Origin of the sequence: Bacillus sp. R45 (assembly GCF_021729365.1) — a bacterium.
GTDB lineage: Bacteria > Bacillota > Bacilli > Bacillales > Bacillaceae > Bacillus > Bacillus velezensis.
In genome coordinates this window covers 311,004-328,439 of sequence record NZ_CP091421.1, presented here as the reverse complement: position 1 = coordinate 328,439, position 17,436 = coordinate 311,004, and the positions used below count along the sequence as shown (strand labels likewise).

Here is a 17,436-nt window from a genome sequence, read left to right as displayed (position 1 = left end):
TCACCGAAAAATGGGTGAAAAGTTTCATTCGGCACACCGAAAAAAATTCCGACAATTCCAGAGGGTATTTTGCGGCATCCCGCAATTTATTTTTAAAAATATTATTTATGTAAAATTAAAAATCTTTAAACTATAGTATAAATCTCTCGAATATCCAGTTATGGCAGAATGAAAATAGTTTTCATATATGAGATGATGGGGAAAAAACAGCGCAAGAACCGAAACAGGAGATTTAATCGTTCGCAATATGATTTCATTAAACCGCAAAAAAAGCACTCTATTTTACATAGAGCGCTTCAAAAAGATTCCTTTATTGCAGTTTTATCAATGTTGATTAATTCCATATATTCTTTTCCCCACTTATACATGGCGTCCAAAATCGGCATAAGGGTCTCTCCTTGCTCTGTTAATGAGTACTCCACTTTCGGAGGGACGACAGGGTAAACTTCCCTGTGAACGATCAGATCCTGCTCCAGCTCCCTGAGCTGATTCACAAGAATTTTGTGCGTAATATCCGGAATTAAAGCTTTCAGCTCATTAAACCGCTTTGTTCCTTCTTTCCCCAGGTGCCACATAATCAGCATTTTCCACTTCCCGCCTATCACGGCAAGCGTCAATTCCTTTTCGCAATTAAACGTTTTCTCATCCATTCGGCTCACGGGCCATTCTCCTTCCTCTTACTTTTTGTACGTTCATCATCTATTCATACACGCTTACTTTTTTACACAACTTTCATCAGTTTATACTACCACGCAGTTTTGCTGAAACAAAGCGCATTGCCTGCGGGGACAGTATCCTCAAAGTAACTATTAGACTTCAAAGTGCGTACTTCTCAACATGCGGGGCACTCTATAGAATGTAAATACATGAAAAAGAGGAGTGGATATAAAGTGGAATTACAGCTGGCATTAGACTTAGTGAATATCCCGGAAGCAATTGAACTTGTGAAAGAGGTCGAACAATATATAGATGTTGTAGAAATCGGCACTCCCGTTGTCATTAATGAAGGCCTGAAAGCCGTACAGGAAATGAAATCAGCCTTTCCTCACCTGAAAGTGCTTGCCGATCTTAAAATCATGGATGCAGGCGGCTACGAGATCATGAAAGCGGCAGAAGCGGGCGCCGACATCATCACCGTTTTAGGAGCGACAGACGACTCAACGATCAAAGGGGCGGTTGCCGAAGCAAAAAAACAGCAGAAAAAAATTCTCGTCGACATGATTAACGTAAAAAACCTTGAAACACGGGCAAAAGAAATTGACCAACTCGGTGTTGATTATATTTGTGTTCACACAGGTTATGATCTTCAAGCAGAAGGAAAGAATTCATTCGAGGAACTGACGGCGATTAAAAAAGCGGTCAAGAGCGCTAAAACCGCAATTGCCGGAGGCATTAAACTTGATACGCTTCCTGAAGCCATCAAACAAAACCCAGATTTAATCATTGTCGGCGGAGGCATTACGGGAGCTGACAATAAAGCGGATGCTGCTGCTAAAATGAAACAGCTGATTTCACAAGGATCATGAAAACGACTGAATACTTACATGAAATACTCAATGAAATATCCCGCACCGCAGCATTAATAGCCGACAGTGAAGCTGACAAGCTTGCAGATGAGATTTTATCGGCAGATCAAATCTTCACGTCCGGAGCGGGGCGTTCCGGCTTTATGGCTAAAGCGTTCGCCATGAGGATGATGCACATCGGCCTGAACGCTTACATCGTCGGTGAGACGCTTACCCCTCCCCTCCAAGAAGGCGGTCTCGTCATCATCGGCTCAGGCTCAGGCGAAACAAAAAGTCTGCTTCATACGGCTGAAAAAGCCAAAAGCCTTAACGGCATCATCACTGCATTAACGATTAACCCCGATTCAAGTCTCGGCAAACTTGCGGATCTTACGATAACGATTCCCGGCTCTCCTAAGGAAGAGACCGGCGGAGACAGAAAGACGATTCAGCCGATGGGTTCTTTATTCGAACAAACTCTTCTGCTGTTTTACGATGCGGTTATTCTAAAAATCATGGAGAAAAAAGAACTGAATTCAGCAGACATGTTTACAAAGCATGCGAATCTGGAATGATTTACTGACGGCCTTCTTATCAGATGGCCGTCTTTTTATCGTCTTGTTGCGCACGGTCATGCAGGCCAAGGTTTTCGGGTCGGACACTCGCAGACGAAGATATCCTGCCGGTGAGCTTATCGCTATAATAAGTCAATTGACGATACGGCCGCAACCGTTCATTTCTGAATAGGGAAACGGCAAAAAACACTTTCTGATCGGATATTTAATGAATAAAATTGATTTGTGCGGATGGTTTTACAGATATTCAGCTGAATTGCGGCTGAGAAATATATTTTAACAGCTTTACAGCCGGCCGATTCTGCTTTATTCTTGGACCAGCTTTACAGCAATTTAAAACTGGAGGTGATTGATACTCTTGAAAACATTAAAAGCACTGCTGCTTGTTCTTATCATCATTGCCGGAGCAGTCGCGGCCCTGATCAAGGGTGATCTTTTCTCAGATAACGAGCAGACCGTTCAGAAGAGTGATTACGACAAAGTAATCCTATTTCCGTCCGATCGATATCCGGAAACAGCAAAGCATATTAAGGACGCGATAAAAGAAGGGCATTCCAGCATATGCACCATTGACAGAGACGGAGTACATAAGCGGCGTGAGCAATCTCTTAAACATGTGCCTGTCAAAACGGGATACGATAGGGATGAATGGCCGATGGCGGTTTGTAAACAGGGCGGAAACAATGCCTCCGTAGAATATATTTCTCCGGCAGACAACCGCGGAGCCGGCTCTTGGGTCGGACACCAGCTTACCAATGATCCCGACGGAACGAGAGTATTATTTAAAATCAAGTAAAAAAACAGGAGGAACAGCGCATTGAATAAATCATGGAAACCGCAAGAACTGGCCATTTCGTATCATCAATTTACAATCTTCCAAAAAGATTCAGAACCGCCTGTTATCGATTGGACCGATGAAGCCATTGAAAAAGGATATGCGGAAGCTGACGGAGCTGTTTCATTCGAAGCAAGGAGAAATACGAGGGCATTTATCGTCCTCAGGCTTAACACAAGTGAACCGGTACTATCCTATGAGAAAAAAGCGACTGTTCCCTTTGAGGCTGTAAAAGATGGAATTGAGATTGAAAGCGTGATGTCAAAGCGGCTTTTCTTTAATATTCCGAAAGGCCGATACAGCCTTACCTGTTATTCAGTGCCTGCCGAAATATCCGATCTTCATGCGGATACGTATATAATTGATGCAGACGCAATGTAAAAGAAATCCCTGAGAGAATCATATTTCTCTCAGGGAACTTTTATAAACTTTTACCGTTTGTTTCAATTACATTCTGGTACCAATAAAAACTTTTTTCCTGATCCGTTTCAAATCTTTTTCATCTTCTTCATCTCGATTGATATACACAAAACCGTAGCGTTTTTGATAGCCGTTCAGCCAGCTTAACAGATCCGTGAATGACCAGCTGCAGCAGCCGATGAGATGAACTCCGTCACTAATAGCCTCTCTGCACAGTTCACCCATACTGAAGGTCCTTTACCGTCTTATTCTAAGCTCCTTCAACCTGATAGGCAGCCGAAGCTGACCCCCATAGAAATGTATCAGGGAACAGACCCTGTTTTTTATGTATCATGTGTTTCATCCTCCTGATGCGTATGATATTGATATCATACGTTTTGAAACGCATTTCAGAGCAATCCCGATAAAAACAAAAAAGCATCCGGCTTGCCGGATGCTTAAGAATGATGATGCCGCTTTTCCAATTTATGAGGCGGAGGCTTCGGGACAAAGCCATTTTGTTTCATCATATTAAAGCGCCTGTCCATATGCTGTTTAATATGTTCTGCTTTTTCTTTCGGCAGGACCCCGTACTCAACATATTTGGATATGACATGTTTGCGTTTTTCGAGCACTTCTTTTTCAAGTGATTCAATTTCTTTTTTCTGCTGTTCCGTGAGTGACATTGTTGAAGGCATTTTTGTTTCGGCGTGTGCCGGCATTGTGAAAACCATTGCTGTAATGAAAAACGCAGCTAAAGACAATGCAGCTTTTTTCATGACTCTTTCCTCCTTTAACGTTTGTTATATGTTGCTCCCTCATCCATTTTTTATGCAAAAAAAGAGCGAAATTATTCGCTCTTTTCAATCGATTCGTCCGGCAGTGCGTATGTGACATACGTTCCCGCTACAAAATCGTGGATTGACCGTTTGTCTTCTCTCATTCCGACCATGAATGCGCTCACGATCACACCGATTCCAAACGTCACGCCATATATCAGGCCGCCCACAAGCACTCTCAAAATCATAGTAAGAAAGCCTACCTGGGTTCCGTCTTTTTTGACGATGCGGATACCGCAGATCTTTTTGCCGATAACATAGCCGTTCCAGTATACAGGGAGCAAAATTCCATAAAGAGTCAAAATGATGCTGATCATTGCGCTCTCATTCGGGTCTTTTCCTGTTGCCAGCATAAAAATAATCGCCAAAGGCACTGAAGTAATTAAATAGTCGAGTACAACGGCTCCCAATCTGATCCAAAATCCCGCCGGTCTGTAAATATTCATCATGTTTCCCCTCGCTATGGCTTCAAAATCACTTTAATGTTGCCATCTTCTTTTTTGTCAAATATATCATATGCAGCAGGAGCTTCCGCAAGACTCATTTTGTGTGTAATGATATCCGTCGGATCAATTTCATTTTGTTCAATCATTTGATACAGCATCGGCATCAGATGAATAACGGGTGCCTGGCCCATTTTTAAAGAAACGTTGCGTGTAAAAAAATCACCGAGCGGAAAGCCGTCCGCTTCAGAAATGTATGCGCCCGTGAGCTGCACGGTTCCGAACTTCTTAACGGCTTCTGATGCTGTAAGAATCGGGCTGATCGTTCCGAACTGATTCGGTTTTTGCTCTGCTTTTTCTTTTGAAAGCGGCGTGCCGTCCATTCCGACACAATCAATCACTACATCCGCGCCCCCTGACGTTTGTTCGTGCAGCAGTTTCCCGATCTCATCATGTTCTGAAAAATTGAAGGTCTCTGCTCCGTTTATGCGTCTCGCATGTTCAAGGCGATGCGGGACTTGATCAACTGCGATAACCCGTTTAGCTCCTTTTTTCCAGGCGAATTTTTGCGCCATTAAGCCGATCGGACCTGATCCCAAAATAACGACTGTATCTCCTTTTTTCACTCCGCTGTGCTGAACGCTCCAAAAGGCGGTCGGCATGACATCTGACAGAAGCAGCACCTGCTCATCTTCAAGCTCACTGTCTGCCGGAACCAGAAAAGAAGAGAAATCAGCAAAAGGAACACGTAAATATTCAGCCTGCCCGCCGGGATAATTACCGTTAAACTCCGAAAAACCGAATAAACCGCCGGCATCTGTATGAGGATTTGGGTTTGATTCATCACACTGGCTTTCCATCTGGTGCTTGCAGTAATGACATTCTCCGCAGCCGATGTTAAAAGGAATCACGACCCGGTCGCCTTTTTTCAGCTTTTTGACTTGACTGCCCGTTTCTTCAACGATTCCCATCGGCTCATGCCCGACAATATAACCCGGATCGGCGGGTATTCCGTTTTTATATAAATGAAGGTCTGAACCGCATATCCCGGTTGCGGTGATTCGAACGATGACATCTCTCTCATCTTGAATGGCGGGTGCCGGGACTTCTTTCACTTCCATATGTTCTTTTCCTTGGTATGTCAATGCTTTCACACTTGGTCAGCTCCTTTTTCATCACTCCTTCCCTTTTCACCTGCTTCTAAACTTGGCCGGTATGTTATTCGGCCCGCTGAATATCCCATTGAAAAGGATCTTCAAGCTGCGACCAGTCGGAATCGAACTCAGACGGCGTGAGCAGGCACTGATCCAATTCCTTTGTAATGGCGGCTTCATCTAAATCTGTTCCGATAAACACCAAGTTCGTATGACGATCTCCGAATTGGTCGTCCCAATCTTCCAGAATCTCCGGTTCCTGCTTTTTGATCTGCTCCTGCTCAAGTTTCGGCATTGCCGCCACCCAATAAGAAACAGGCTCAATCGAAACCGCCGGACCCGCCTGAGACATCAGCAGCGCAAGGCTGTTGCGGGTTGCGCACCAAACAATTCCTTTTGCGCGCACAATGTTGTCAGGCATTGATTGATGCAGCCAGCTGTCAAAACGAACGGTATGAAACGGCAGACGCCGCGAGTACACAAACGAAGTGATGCCGTACTCTTCCGTTTCCGGAGTGTGCGCTTCATGACCTGCCGTCAGTTCCTTTATCCATCCTGCTGATGAACTCGCTTCCTCAAACTCAAATAAACCGGTATTCAATATGCATTCGGCGGGCACTTCTCCGCGAACGGACCGGATCAGTCTGGCACGGGGCTGTAATGCGCGAAGAACCGTTTCCAGCTGTTCAAGCTCTTTTTCGCCCACCATGTCGCATTTATTTAAAATGAGCACATCACAAAACTCAATTTGGTCAATTAATAAATCGGCAATCTCCCGTTCATCCTCTTCTCCCGCCGCTTCCTTCCGGTCAAGAAGGCTGTCACCGGACTGGAAATCATGCCAGAAGCGGTTTGCATCCACCACGGTCACCATTGTGTCCAGCCTGCAGAATGTTGTCAGATCAATGCCCATTTCTTCATCTATATAAGAAAATGTCTGGGCAACGGGAATCGGTTCGCTGATCCCTGTTGATTCAATGACAATATAATCAAACCTGCCGTCTTTCGCGAGTTTCTCAACTTCGACTAATAAATCTTCACGCAGCGTGCAGCAGATACAGCCGTTGGATAATTCTACTAGTTCCTCATCCGTCCTTGACAAACCGCCTCCCTGCTTCACCAAGCCCGCGTCTATATTTACTTCGCTCATGTCATTGACGATGACGGCAATTTTTAAACCGTTGCGGTTTTGTAAAATATGATTCAAAACGGTCGTCTTTCCGGCACCAAGATAGCCGCTCAATACTGTAACCGGAATTTTTTTCATATCAATAGCCCCCTGACAAAATAGAATGATTACGATTTATATCTCGCAACTGCCTTATTTTCATCATGATGTACATAGTTTTAAATCGTAATCGTTACTATTTATTTTGATGTATTCTCCGTTTAAAATCAAGTAAAAGTCAGACACATCACACGTTGTTTGTCCCCATCCATTGGTCTGACACGCAAAACGTCAACGATTTAATTGGTGAAGCCTTGGATCCGGACTGTAAAATGCCCGGTTTTAAGATGTGTGCGGTACGAATCAGCCCTATCTAATTTTCATAAAATTTTTAGATTTTTTCGTATTTTTTGTTACATTTCATAACATGCATCTTAAATATTTGTTTTTGCTGTGCTACGCTGAAAAAAACAAAGATAAGGAGCGGATCATCTGATGGGAAAAAAACAGCTAGTCCTTGTTGGAAATGGAATGGCCGGGGTAAGAGCGATTGAAGAAATACTGCGTGTTTCAAAAGACGAATTTGAGATTACAATATTCGGGGCCGAACCTCATCCCAACTATAACCGAATCCTTCTGTCAAAAGTGCTGCAAGGCGATACCGACATTCAAGACATTACGTTAAACGATTGGAACTGGTACAAAGAAAACAACATTCAGCTGTATACCGGTGAAACAGTCATCAAAGTCGACACGGAAAACCAAACCGTCATCACCGATGCAGACAGAATCCAGCCTTACGATGAACTCATTCTGGCGACAGGCTCTGTCCCTTTTATCCTTCCGATTCCGGGCGCAGACAAACAAGGCGTCACGGCATTCCGGGACATAAAAGATACCGACACGATGCTCGCCGCGTCAAAACAATATAAAAAAGCAGCCGTCATCGGCGGCGGACTGCTGGGTTTGGAAGCCGCGCGCGGACTGCTGAATCTCGGCATGGACGTGTCTGTCATCCACCTCGCCCCATTCCTGATGGAGCGCCAGCTTGACGCAGCGGCGGGACGCCTGCTGCAAAACGAGTTAGAAAAACAAGGCATGACCTTTTTCCTTGAAAAACAAACCGAAGAAATTCTCGGTACTGACCGTGTCGAAGGCGTACGCTTTAAAGACGGCACAAGTATCGAAGCTGATCTGGTCGTCATGGCGGTCGGCATCCGCCCGAATACACAGCTTGGCACAGAAAGCGGCATCCCGGTAAACCGCGGAATCATTGTCAACGATTATATGCAGACTGAAATTCCGCACATTTACGCGGTCGGTGAATGTGCCGAGCACCGCGGAATCGCATACGGTCTTGTGGCGCCGCTCTATGAACAGGCAAAAGTGCTTGCCAAACATATTTGCGGCATTGAAACAAAACCGTACGAAGGCTCCGTTCTCTCCACTCAATTAAAGGTATCAGGCGTCGAGGTCTTCTCTGCCGGCGACTTTGATGAATCAGAGGACAAAAAGGCAATAAAAGTGTTCGATGAACAGGACGGCATTTATAAAAAAATCGTCCTGAGGGGCAATCAAATTGTCGGCGCTGTTTTGTTCGGAGACAGCAGCGAAGGCAACCGCCTGTTTTCTATGATTCAAAAAGAAGCAGATATCTCTGAAACCTCCAAAATATCAATCTTACAGCCTCTTGATCAGGAAGCAGGCGCAAGCATGACCGCGGCGATGAGCGACGATGAAATCATCTGCGGCTGCAACGGCGTTTCAAAAGGTGCGATTATTCAAGCCATTCAGGAAAAAGGCTGCACATCAACGGACGAAATCAAAGCATGCACCGGGGCATCCCGTTCCTGCGGAGGCTGTAAACCGCTCGTAGAAGACATTCTTCAATATACACTGGGCTCAGAATTTGACTCATCCGCGCAAAAAGAAGCGATTTGCGGCTGCACCTCACTGTCGAGAGATGAAGTCGTAGAAGAAATCAAAGCCAAAGGGCTCTCACATACGAGAGAAATCATGAACGTGCTCGGCTGGAAAACGCCGGAAGGCTGCTCCAAATGCCGGCCTGCCCTCAACTACTACTTAGGCATGATTAATCCGGCTGCATACGAGGATGACAGAACATCCCGTTTTGTGAACGAACGGATGCACGCCAATATTCAAAAGGACGGAACATACTCAGTCGTTCCCCGGATGTACGGGGGCGTAACCAACTCTCAAGATCTCCGCAAGATCGCCGATGTCGTCGACAAGTATGAAATCCCGCTCGTTAAAATGACCGGCGGCCAGCGAATTGATCTCATCGGCGTAAAAAAAGAAGATCTGCCGAAAGTATGGGCCGAGCTTGATATGCCGTCAGGCTACGCGTACGGAAAAACACTCCGCACGGTAAAAACGTGCGTAGGCGAACAATTCTGCCGCTTCGGCACACAAGACTCCATGGCACTGGGTATTGCGCTTGAGAAAAAATTCGAAGGGCTCAATACGCCTCATAAGGTTAAAATGGCCGTGTCCGCCTGCCCGCGGAACTGTGCGGAATCAGGCATTAAGGACCTTGGCGTTGTCGGCATCGACGGAGGCTGGGAGCTTTATGTCGGCGGAAACGGCGGAACCCATTTGCGCGCCGGTGATTTGCTGATGAAAGTAAAAACGAATGAAGAAGTCTTAGAATACGCGGGTGCTTACCTTCAGTACTACAGAGAAACGGCAAACTATCTGGAGCGGACATCCGCATGGCTTGAGCGCGTCGGTTTATCTCATGTCCAATCCGTATTAAACGATCCGGAAAAACGGCAGGAGCTCAACGACAGAATGAATGAGACACTCTCTGTCCACAAAGATCCGTGGCAATACTTCCTTAAAGATAAAAAAGCTTCTAAAGATCTATTCGAAAATGTCGTCACGACTTCATAAAACAGTAAGGGGGAACGGACATGGTTAATAAAGATATGACAAAGGTTTGCATAGGCAATGTAAACGAATTACCCGAGGAGTTAGGAAAAACCGTATATATAGAAGATAAAGAGCTTGCCGTATTTAAGCTTTCTGACGGGAGCGTCCGCGCCGTCGAAAACCGCTGTCCCCATAAAGGGGGCGTCCTGGCTGAAGGCATCGTCAGCGGAGAATACGTCTTCTGTCCGATGCATGACTGGAAGATTTCCTTAGAAGACGGAAAAGTCCAAGAGCCGGATCATGGCTGTGTCAAAACATACGAAACACTGATCGAAGGAGAGAATGTATACCTCCTGTATTGATCAAAGACCGGATCACTTTTCCAAGTGGTCCTTCATTTTTTAAATTGCTGAAGGGATGACGCCATCATGAAAAACGGAATCGTATACTTTGTCGGTGCCGGACCAGGAGACCCGGGGCTGATCACCGTAAAAGGAAAACAGGCTCTGGAGAAAGCGGATATCATTTTGTATGACCGGCTCGCAAACCCAAAGTTTCTAGAATACGCCTCACCGGACTGCCGGTTCATTTATTGCGGAAAGCTGCCCGACCGCCATTTTATGAAACAGTCTGAGATAAATGCCCTGCTGATAGAAAAAGCGGCGGAGGGCTACACCGTCGTCCGCTTGAAAGGCGGAGACCCAAGTGTGTTCGGCAGGGTCGGCGAAGAAGCAGAGGCGCTTCATCAGCATGGCATCCGCTACGAAGTGGTGCCCGGCATCACCGCGGGAATTGCAGCGCCGCTGTATGCGGGAGTCCCCGTCACCCATCGTGATTTCGCTTCGTCCTTCGCGATGATCACCGCTCATGATACATCATTGCACGGCAGGCCGAATCTCGACTGGGAAGGGCTTGCCCGAAGCGTTCAAACGCTTGTGTTTTACATGGGCGTTAAAAATCTGTCATTTATATGCCGGAAGCTTATGGAGTACGGAAAATCCCCTTCCGTTCCCGTACTCGTCATTCAATGGGGGACGTGGGGACGGCAGCGGAGCGTTAAAGGAACGCTTCAGGATATCCATGAAAAAGTTCAAAGCCAAAACATCACCAACCCTGCCATTATCGTCATCGGTGATATTGTCAATTTTCAAACACACAGCTGGTTTGAAAGCAAACCGTTCATCGGACGGCATATCATGGTGGTCACTCATGGGGATGATGAACATACATTGACAGACAAGCTGCGCGAGTATGGCGCCGAAGTTATTGAATGGCCGAAGCGGATCGTTAAAAAAATGCCCGCAAACGAAAACATCCTGAAACAGATCAGCACCTTTGAACAACTATTTTTCACATCACGCCTTGCGGTATGCGAATTCTTTGACACACTGGCTTTCAAGCAGATCGACATCCGCCGGGTGACCGCAAGCCTGAATGCAGCGACTGAAGCCGCAAAGACGGAACTGACAAAACGGGGCTTTCTCCTATCCGAATGGCAAAATGATTCTCCGCATTCTCTCATTGTAGGGAGCCGTCAAGCAGCAGAAAACTTGCCAGACTCAAAAACATGCCCGTTTTATATCACCCATGAACATATCGCGGATGAGCGATTCACTTCCATGATCGAACGCACGATCAGTGAGTCACCTCTGCAAATGATTATCTGTACGGGCAAAGAATCCGCTCAGCATTTGATCAGCGCCGGAAAACAAATCGGCATATCACCGGACCCGTCAGGAAACCGCCCTCCCGTCATCTGCATGGGCGAAGACGTCCCCGCCGGCTGGGGGTTTACCGCCGTGAAAAATCAGGAACAGTTATTTGCGTTTATACGAAATGAAATGAAAGACATGCTCGTTCACAGCTGATACGCCGGAATGCTTTTTCTGACCCCCGGGCTCAACATCGGGGGGCAGCCCTTTTTTATTGTGTCACCAATTTTTTATGATGAGTCGAATACATCGCCATCTGATCCGCCTGCGGGTCCAAATAGGCTTTGGCGCTGTTCACTGCGGTCGGCCCCTCCGTGAAACCGCCGGCAATCAGTCTGAGCTTGCTTTCATAATGGGCGGCGTCACCGGCGACAAACACGCCCGGAAGATTCGTGCGCATATGCCTGTCAGCTTTAATCCTGCCTTCTTCTATCTCAAGCCCCCAGTCCTTCATCGGACCGAGATCAATTTTAAACCCGTGGTTGATAATGAGCTCATCAAGCTTGATGACTTCAGAAAGTCCGGACTCAGTTTGGCAAACGGTGACGCTCTCGATCCGTTCCCCGGTGCCGTTGAGATGCTTCAGACGATACGGCGCAAGCACCCGCACGGAAGACCGCTTCATTTTCGCCACGCTGCTTTCCAAACCGCCAAACTCCTCACGGCGGTGCAAGACGGTAACAGACGCCGCAATCGGTTCCAGCTCATTCGCCCAGTCAACCGCGGTATCTCCCCCTCCGGAAATCACGACATGCTTATCTCGAAACGCATCAAGCTTCTCCACCTTATAATGAAGGTTCTTTCCTGAATAACGGCTCGCATCCGCGCTGTCAAGTTCATTGACCTCAAGCGTCCCCATGCCGACGGCCAAAATCACCGTGCGCGTATAGTGCTTTTCCCCTTCGGAACTTTCGAGCACAATGGTTCCGTCTTCCAGCCGTTCAAATCCGGCCACCCGCTGATTCAACACGATATCCGGCTCAAATGTCGCCGCCTGCTCCTTCAGCTGCTTAATCAGCTGTTCCCCGGCAATCCCGGGTATTCCGCCGATATCACGGATGATTTTTTCAGGAAAAAACATAGACACCTTTCCCCCGAGCCGCGGCAAAAACTCGATCACTTTCGTTTTCAGCTCCCGCATCCCGCAATAAAAAGCCGCAAACAGGCCGATCGGGCCTCCGCCTATAATCGTGACGTCGTACACCTCATGATTTTCCGCCATCGTTCTGCCTCCCGTTTATATCTATACTTCATACTTTTTTAATTGAGAATCAATATCAATGAAAGTATAACATATATTGAGGATCAGTGTTTATTCATTTCTCATCTTGCGGGAAAGGAGTGATTCAGAAGTGAGGTTCTGAGATTGATAAGCGGGAAGGTATTAAAACTGAAACCAGTACGGCGACTGGTTTCTTTTTTATCTCTTTTTCATCAGCATGATATCGAGATACAGCTGGCACCTTGTCCTGAAGTCGTTTAAATTAATTGATGTCATGTCAAGAATCTGTTTGATGCGGTAGTTCAATGTGTTTTGATGAATAAAAAGCTGTTCTGCGGCTGGTTTTGTTTTGCAGTTATTGAGGAGATAGATTTCTAACGTTTTCAGCAGTTCGGTGCTGCTTTCTCTGTCTTTGGCTTTTAATAACGCTAAATCATCGTTTACATATTCCAGTGAGGCGTTTTTTTCTTCGATGCTTTCAAGATAGCGGTAAATCCCGAGCTTACTGTATTCGTACGGGATATTTTCCTGGTTTCCGGTAATTTCGGCGGCCTTTATAACTTCAAGGGCTTCTATATAACTTTTGCCGAGCTTCAGGATGCTGCTGTATTCATTGCCGATTCCGATATAGATGGGAGTGGGGATCTTCTGAAAGTGAAAATGAGTCAGCAGTTTGTGGATGAATTCAGATGCTGCCGAAGTGCCGGAGCTTTTTTGCGAGAAGCTTGCGACGACGATGACAATATTGGAATCAATGGTTAAGACGTGGCTGACTTTATCCCGCAAATTCAAGTACGATTTGATATTTTCCTTTACATCTTCGACTGCCTCCCCATCCCCATTCGCGGCGTGCAGGACGACTACCGAAAAAACCGACGGCAGCACGGCGTTCATCTTTTCCGCTTCCCGCCTGAACTCCTTTTCAGAGGAGAATTGCTGAAAGATCGCCCGTTTCACCAGGTCTTCCGCTCTCTCTTCTTTTTCCTGTTTCAGCCGGTTCGTTTTATAGATGATTTTTCCGACATGGAATGAAGTTTCATATAAAAAATCGAGCTCCTCGTCCGTCAAGTTTCGGTCGAGCTCCTGAATCCAGATGTAGCCCATCACTTCCCCTTTATGTTTTGCGCTTACAACCACTCTCTGATTCAATCCGATACTGTCTATTTTTTCGACACGGAACGGTTCAGGAACGGTTTTCAGCTTTTCGATCACCCCGTCCTTCAGAAACCTTTCAAAAATCTGCACGGGGCATTTTTTTGAGAATATCGTCTGCTGGTTGGCGGAGTCGAAGTGATTAATGTAATAAGAATTATAGGCAAGCAAAAAGAAATCCGCGCTTTCCAGAATAACGGGCTTCTGCAATTCATAACTGATGAAATCAATTAATTTATCAATGTCCGTAAATGAAAAAACTCTCTCTAAAAGCTCTTCCATACCTATTTCTCCTATGCTCTTTTTATCTTTATCATACTCTGAGGGGTGACTTTTTGTATAGAAAAAAATTCATATACTCCCAAAACGGAATGATCCGAAAGCCTGTATCGTGAAAAGAGGAAAAAGGGCGGTCCCTTCTTCCTCTCGTTCCTTGCTTTTATTGAGAAAGTGTATCACGGTAGTCATGAAACTGATCTGTGACATCTTTTGACGGAGCCTGTGTCAATAAGCTGACGACAAATACAGCGGCAAGGCTTACAGCAAAGCCCGGAATGATTTCGTACAAAAAGTCTGAAAGACCGGCATTCGCCCAAATGATTACGGTAATCGCTCCCGCAATCATGCCGGCGAGTGCCCCCCATTTCGTCATCCGTTTCCAAAATAAACTGAGCAGTACGACCGGCCCGAATGAAGCGCCGAATCCCGCCCATGCATAGCTGACAAGACCAAGTATCGTGTTGTTTTTCTCCCAGGCGAGCACTAAAGCGATGATTGACACCGCAAGCACTGCCATTCTCCCCAGAAATACGAGTTCCTTATCAGAAGCTGAACGCCTGAACATGGACTTATACAAATCCTCTACTAAAGAACTGGACGTAACGAGCAGCTGAGACGAAATCGTACTCATAATGGCCGCTAAAATCGCAGAAATGAGAAATCCCGTAATAATCGGGTGGAACAGAATGCTGCCGAGCTGAATAAAAATGGTTTCCGGATCAGCCAGCTTCAACCCGCGCTGGTGGTAATACGCGATTCCCGCAAGACCCGTAAACAGCGCGCCGAGTGCAGACAAAATCATCCATCCCATTCCGATCCGTCTGGCGCGTTTGATCTCTTTCACGGATGTGATCGCCATAAAACGCACAATAATATGCGGCTGCCCGAAATAGCCGAGCCCCCACGCAAATAAAGAAATAATGCCGAGGACGGTCGTCCCTTTGAACATATTAAACAGTTCCGGGTTGACGGAACGGATATCGGCAACGGTTTCCCCCGGGCCGCCCGTATGGAAAATCGTCACAATCGGCACAAGAATAAGCGCCGCAAACATAATGATCCCTTGAACAAAGTCCGTCCAGCTTACCGCCAAAAAGCCCCCGAACAAGGTGTAGGCGACAACGACGCCTGTCACGACCCACAGTCCCGTGTGGTAATTCAACCCTAAAATGCTGTTGAATAAGACACCTCCGGACACCATGCCGGATGATACGTAAAAAGTGAAAAAGACGAGAATGACGAGACCCGAAAACAGTCTGAGAAGCTTCGTATGATCACCGAAACGATTTTCAAGGAAACCCGGAATGGTGATGGAATTCCCCGCTTTTTCGGTATACGTTCTCAGTCTCGGCGCGACGAAAAGCCAGTTCGCCCACGCCCCGAGCACAAGCCCGATCACAATCCAAGCGCCGCTTAATCCCGTTGAGAACATGGCGCCCGGAAGCCCCATCAAGAGCCATCCGCTCATATCCGCCGCCCCCGCGCTGAGCGCTGTGACGGCAGGGCCTAAAGAACGCCCCCCGAGCATGTAATCCGTCAGATTTGACGTCCGTCTGTAGGCGAAATAACCGATAAACAGCATGCCCGCCATATAAATACAAATGGAAATAATCAACTGAATGTTTGCTATGGCATTTCCTCCTCCGCTTTATATGTTTATGGTGAAATGGACACCCCCCGCGAGGAGGATGCCCATTCAGTCCCTCTTAAAACATTTCACTGATTGTTTTCGCCTGCATGTGAAGGGCCAAATAATCCGGGCCGCCCGCTTTTGAATCAGTGCCGGACATTTTGAAGCCTCCGAACGGATGGTAGCCGACAATCGCTCCCGTACAATTGCGGTTGAAGTACAGGTTGCCGACATGGAATTCCTGTTTCGCCCGTTCAATATGTTTGCGGTTATTTGTAATGACCGCGCCTGTCAAACCGTATTCAGTATTGTTGGCCACTTCCAGTGCTTCATCAAAGTTTGATACTTTAGAAAACGCAACGACCGGCCCGAAAATTTCTTCCTGCATGAGTCTGGCTTTCGGATCAAGGTCAGCGAAGATCGTCGGCTTGATAAAGTAGCCTTTTGAATCATCTCCGGTGCCGCCGCTTACTAAACGGCCTTCTTCTTTTCCGATTTCAATGTAGCTCATGATCTTGTCGTAAGAACCTTGGTCGATGACAGGTCCCATATACACGTCAGCGCTGTCAGGGCTTGCCGTCACTTTTGATTCAGTGATTTCGATGACGCGCTCTAATACTTGATCATACACTTTTTCATGGACAACTGCACGTGAACCTGCAGAACATTTTTGTCCAGCGAAGCCGAATGCTGATGTAAAGATGGATTGAGCCGCCAATTCAATGTCCGCGTCCTCATCGACAACAACCGTATCTTTACCGCCCATTTCAGCGATAACACGCTTTAAGTGCTGCTGGCCCGGCTGCACTTTCGCCGCGCGTTCGAAAATTCTCGTACCGACTTCACGTGATCCCGTAAACGTAATGATGCTTGTTTTCGGGTGATCGACGAGATAGTCTCCCACTTCCGCTCCGCTTCCCGGCACAAAGTTGACAACGCCCTTCGGAAGGCCTGATTCCTCAAGCACTTCTACGAACTTCGCCGCGATGACCGGTGTCGCGCTTGCCGGTTTAAGAACGACCGTGTTGCCCGTTACGATCGGTGCCACCGTCGTTCCCGCCATAATCGCAAAGAGGAAGTTCCATGGCGGAATGACGACCGTTACGCCGGTCGGTGTGTAGACATATTGGTTCTTCTCGCCTTCGCGGCTGTTGACCGGCTTGCCTTTTGCCAATTCAACCATCTGGCGCGCGTAGTATTCCATAAAGTCGATGGCTTCCGCCGTATCCGCATCAGCTTCGTTCCAAGGTTTTCCTGCTTCCTTGACGAGCAGGGCGGAGAATTCGTGCTTTCTGCGGCGGACTTTGGCAGCCGCGCGGAACAAAACGGCAGCTCTTTCTTCAGGGGATGTGTATCTCCACTCTTCGAACGCTTTCGCAGCCGCTTCAATCGCCTGCTCAGCGTGCTCCTGGGACGCCTTTGACACTTTTCCGACGACTTCTTCTTTGTCTGCAGGGTTAATGGATACGATTTTCGCTTCCGTCTCTACCTTTTCACCGTTGATGACGAGCGGATAATCTTTTCCCAGATACTCATTTACCGTCGCAAGCGCTTTCTTAAATTCTTCAACGTTCGATTGATCTTGGAAATTCGTGAATGGTTCGTGTTTATAAGGTGTAGTCATTGTCATC

General features: G+C 46.9%; 18 protein-coding genes and 1 pseudogene. 8 read left to right on the top strand and 11 right to left on the bottom strand.

Features of this window, described 5'->3' with window-relative positions; all coding sequences use genetic code 11:
• Positions 1–296 precede the first annotated feature (296 nt).
• Positions 297–659, bottom strand: coding sequence for a transcriptional activator HxlR (locus L3V45_RS01770; protein ID WP_014304320.1), 363 nt, complete (start codon positions 657–659; stop codon positions 297–299).
• A gap of 231 nt (positions 660–890) precedes the next feature.
• On the opposite strand from L3V45_RS01770, the gene hxlA reads away from it, so the two are divergent.
• From hxlA to comJ, 4 genes are all read left to right on the top strand, one after another.
• The gene (hxlA, locus tag L3V45_RS01765) at positions 891–1,526 is read left to right on the top strand and encodes a 3-hexulose-6-phosphate synthase (RefSeq protein WP_014304319.1); all 636 of its coding nucleotides are present in this window, start codon (positions 891–893) and stop codon (positions 1,524–1,526) included.
• The gene (gene hxlB, locus L3V45_RS01760) at positions 1,523–2,080 is read left to right on the top strand and encodes a 6-phospho-3-hexuloisomerase (RefSeq protein WP_014304318.1); all 558 of its coding nucleotides are present in this window, start codon (positions 1,523–1,525) and stop codon (positions 2,078–2,080) included. The genes hxlA and hxlB overlap by 4 nt, the downstream gene beginning before the upstream one ends.
• Before the next feature lie 358 nt (positions 2,081–2,438).
• Complete coding sequence (locus L3V45_RS01755; protein ID WP_003156588.1) at positions 2,439–2,876, top strand: NucA/NucB deoxyribonuclease domain-containing protein; 438 nt, start codon at positions 2,439–2,441, stop codon at positions 2,874–2,876.
• A gap of 21 nt (positions 2,877–2,897) precedes the next feature.
• Positions 2,898–3,296 carry a competence protein ComJ gene (comJ, locus tag L3V45_RS01750; protein ID WP_043866822.1) on the top strand — a complete coding sequence of 133 codons (399 nt, stop codon included), beginning with the start codon at positions 2,898–2,900 and terminating at the stop codon, positions 3,294–3,296.
• A gap of 40 nt (positions 3,297–3,336) precedes the next feature.
• Here the strand turns inward: comJ and L3V45_RS01745 are convergent.
• The 6 genes and pseudogenes from L3V45_RS01745 to L3V45_RS01725 all read right to left on the bottom strand — a co-directional run.
• Positions 3,337–3,554 (bottom strand): annotated as a pseudogene (locus tag L3V45_RS01745) (family 1 glycosylhydrolase); the annotation flags it as partial.
• A 31-nt stretch (positions 3,555–3,585) separates the two neighbouring features.
• A complete protein-coding gene (locus tag L3V45_RS19600) occupies positions 3,586–3,669 on the bottom strand; it encodes a family 1 glycosylhydrolase (protein ID WP_223151977.1) in 84 nt (27 codons plus the stop codon).
• Positions 3,670–3,772: 103 nt separating this feature from the next.
• Entirely contained in the window at positions 3,773–4,048 is a 276-nt protein-coding gene (locus tag L3V45_RS01740) for a YckD family protein (RefSeq protein WP_369719109.1), read from the bottom strand.
• Positions 4,049–4,164: 116 nt separating this feature from the next.
• Positions 4,165–4,599 (bottom strand): RDD family protein, encoded by a 435-nt coding sequence (locus L3V45_RS01735; protein WP_021494203.1) that lies wholly within the window; start codon positions 4,597–4,599, stop codon positions 4,165–4,167.
• A gap of 14 nt (positions 4,600–4,613) precedes the next feature.
• A complete protein-coding gene (locus L3V45_RS01730) occupies positions 4,614–5,750 on the bottom strand; it encodes a zinc-dependent alcohol dehydrogenase (protein WP_003156594.1) in 1,137 nt (378 codons plus the stop codon).
• Positions 5,751–5,814: 64 nt separating this feature from the next.
• Positions 5,815–7,017: a GTP-binding protein gene (locus tag L3V45_RS01725; protein WP_024084872.1), complete on the bottom strand. Its 1,203-nt coding sequence runs from the start codon at positions 7,015–7,017 to the stop codon at positions 5,815–5,817.
• A 113-nt stretch (positions 7,018–7,130) separates the two neighbouring features.
• On the opposite strand from L3V45_RS01725, the gene L3V45_RS01720 reads away from it, so the two are divergent.
• The 4 genes from L3V45_RS01720 (at position 7,131) to cobA (ending at position 11,678) form a co-directional block, all read left to right on the top strand.
• Complete coding sequence (locus tag L3V45_RS01720) at positions 7,131–7,295, top strand: molybdopterin dinucleotide binding domain-containing protein (protein WP_370648487.1); 165 nt, start codon at positions 7,131–7,133, stop codon at positions 7,293–7,295.
• Between the two features lie 118 nt (positions 7,296–7,413).
• On the top strand, positions 7,414–9,831 hold the full coding sequence (nasD, locus tag L3V45_RS01715) for an NADPH-nitrite reductase (RefSeq protein ID WP_032857852.1): 2,418 nt from the start codon (positions 7,414–7,416) through the stop codon (positions 9,829–9,831).
• 20 nt (positions 9,832–9,851) lie between these two features.
• Positions 9,852–10,172: a nitrite reductase small subunit NirD gene (gene nirD / locus L3V45_RS01710; RefSeq protein ID WP_003156597.1), complete on the top strand. Its 321-nt coding sequence runs from the start codon at positions 9,852–9,854 to the stop codon at positions 10,170–10,172.
• Positions 10,173–10,238: 66 nt separating this feature from the next.
• Positions 10,239–11,678: a uroporphyrinogen-III C-methyltransferase gene (gene cobA, locus L3V45_RS01705; RefSeq protein WP_003156598.1), complete on the top strand. Its 1,440-nt coding sequence runs from the start codon at positions 10,239–10,241 to the stop codon at positions 11,676–11,678.
• A 55-nt stretch (positions 11,679–11,733) separates the two neighbouring features.
• Here the strand turns inward: cobA and L3V45_RS01700 are convergent, their stop codons facing one another.
• The 4 genes from L3V45_RS01700 to pruA all read right to left on the bottom strand — a co-directional run bounded on the left by L3V45_RS01700 (position 11,734) and on the right by pruA (position 17,429).
• A complete protein-coding gene (locus tag L3V45_RS01700) occupies positions 11,734–12,744 on the bottom strand; it encodes an NAD(P)/FAD-dependent oxidoreductase (RefSeq protein ID WP_014304310.1) in 1,011 nt (336 codons plus the stop codon).
• A gap of 198 nt (positions 12,745–12,942) precedes the next feature.
• On the bottom strand, positions 12,943–14,178 hold the full coding sequence (locus L3V45_RS01695; RefSeq protein ID WP_003156600.1) for a proline utilization transcriptional regulator PutR: 1,236 nt from the start codon (positions 14,176–14,178) through the stop codon (positions 12,943–12,945).
• A gap of 157 nt (positions 14,179–14,335) precedes the next feature.
• Positions 14,336–15,790, bottom strand: coding sequence for a sodium/proline symporter PutP (gene putP, locus L3V45_RS01690; RefSeq protein WP_024084869.1), 1,455 nt, complete (start codon positions 15,788–15,790; stop codon positions 14,336–14,338).
• Between the two features lie 91 nt (positions 15,791–15,881).
• On the bottom strand, positions 15,882–17,429 hold the full coding sequence (gene pruA, locus L3V45_RS01685; RefSeq protein ID WP_003156602.1) for an L-glutamate gamma-semialdehyde dehydrogenase: 1,548 nt from the start codon (positions 17,427–17,429) through the stop codon (positions 15,882–15,884).
• Positions 17,430–17,436 lie beyond the last annotated feature (7 nt).

What these genes read in the sequence shown, in the direction of transcription:
- hxlB (WP_014304318.1), top strand. Translation starts at nt 1,523, where the DNA reads ATGAAAACGACTGAATACTTACATGAAATACTCAATGAAATATCCCGC.
- cobA (WP_003156598.1), top strand. Translation starts at nt 10,239, where the DNA reads ATGAAAAACGGAATCGTATACTTTGTCGGTGCCGGACCAGGAGACCCG.
- L3V45_RS01725 (WP_024084872.1), bottom strand. Translation starts at nt 7,017, where the DNA reads ATGAAAAAAATTCCGGTTACAGTATTGAGCGGCTATCTTGGTGCCGGA.
- L3V45_RS01700 (WP_014304310.1), bottom strand. Translation starts at nt 12,744, where the DNA reads ATGGCGGAAAATCATGAGGTGTACGACGTCACGATTATAGGCGGAGGC.
- L3V45_RS01740 (WP_369719109.1), bottom strand. Translation starts at nt 4,048, where the DNA reads ATGGTTTTCACAATGCCGGCACACGCCGAAACAAAAATGCCTTCAACA.
- nirD (WP_003156597.1), top strand. Translation starts at nt 9,852, where the DNA reads ATGGTTAATAAAGATATGACAAAGGTTTGCATAGGCAATGTAAACGAA.
- L3V45_RS19600 (WP_223151977.1), bottom strand. Translation starts at nt 3,669, where the DNA reads ATGATACATAAAAAACAGGGTCTGTTCCCTGATACATTTCTATGGGGG.
- nasD (WP_032857852.1), top strand. Translation starts at nt 7,414, where the DNA reads ATGGGAAAAAAACAGCTAGTCCTTGTTGGAAATGGAATGGCCGGGGTA.
- L3V45_RS01695 (WP_003156600.1), bottom strand. Translation starts at nt 14,178, where the DNA reads ATGGAAGAGCTTTTAGAGAGAGTTTTTTCATTTACGGACATTGATAAA.
- pruA (WP_003156602.1), bottom strand. Translation starts at nt 17,429, where the DNA reads ATGACTACACCTTATAAACACGAACCATTCACGAATTTCCAAGATCAA.
- L3V45_RS01735 (WP_021494203.1), bottom strand. Translation starts at nt 4,599, where the DNA reads ATGAATATTTACAGACCGGCGGGATTTTGGATCAGATTGGGAGCCGTT.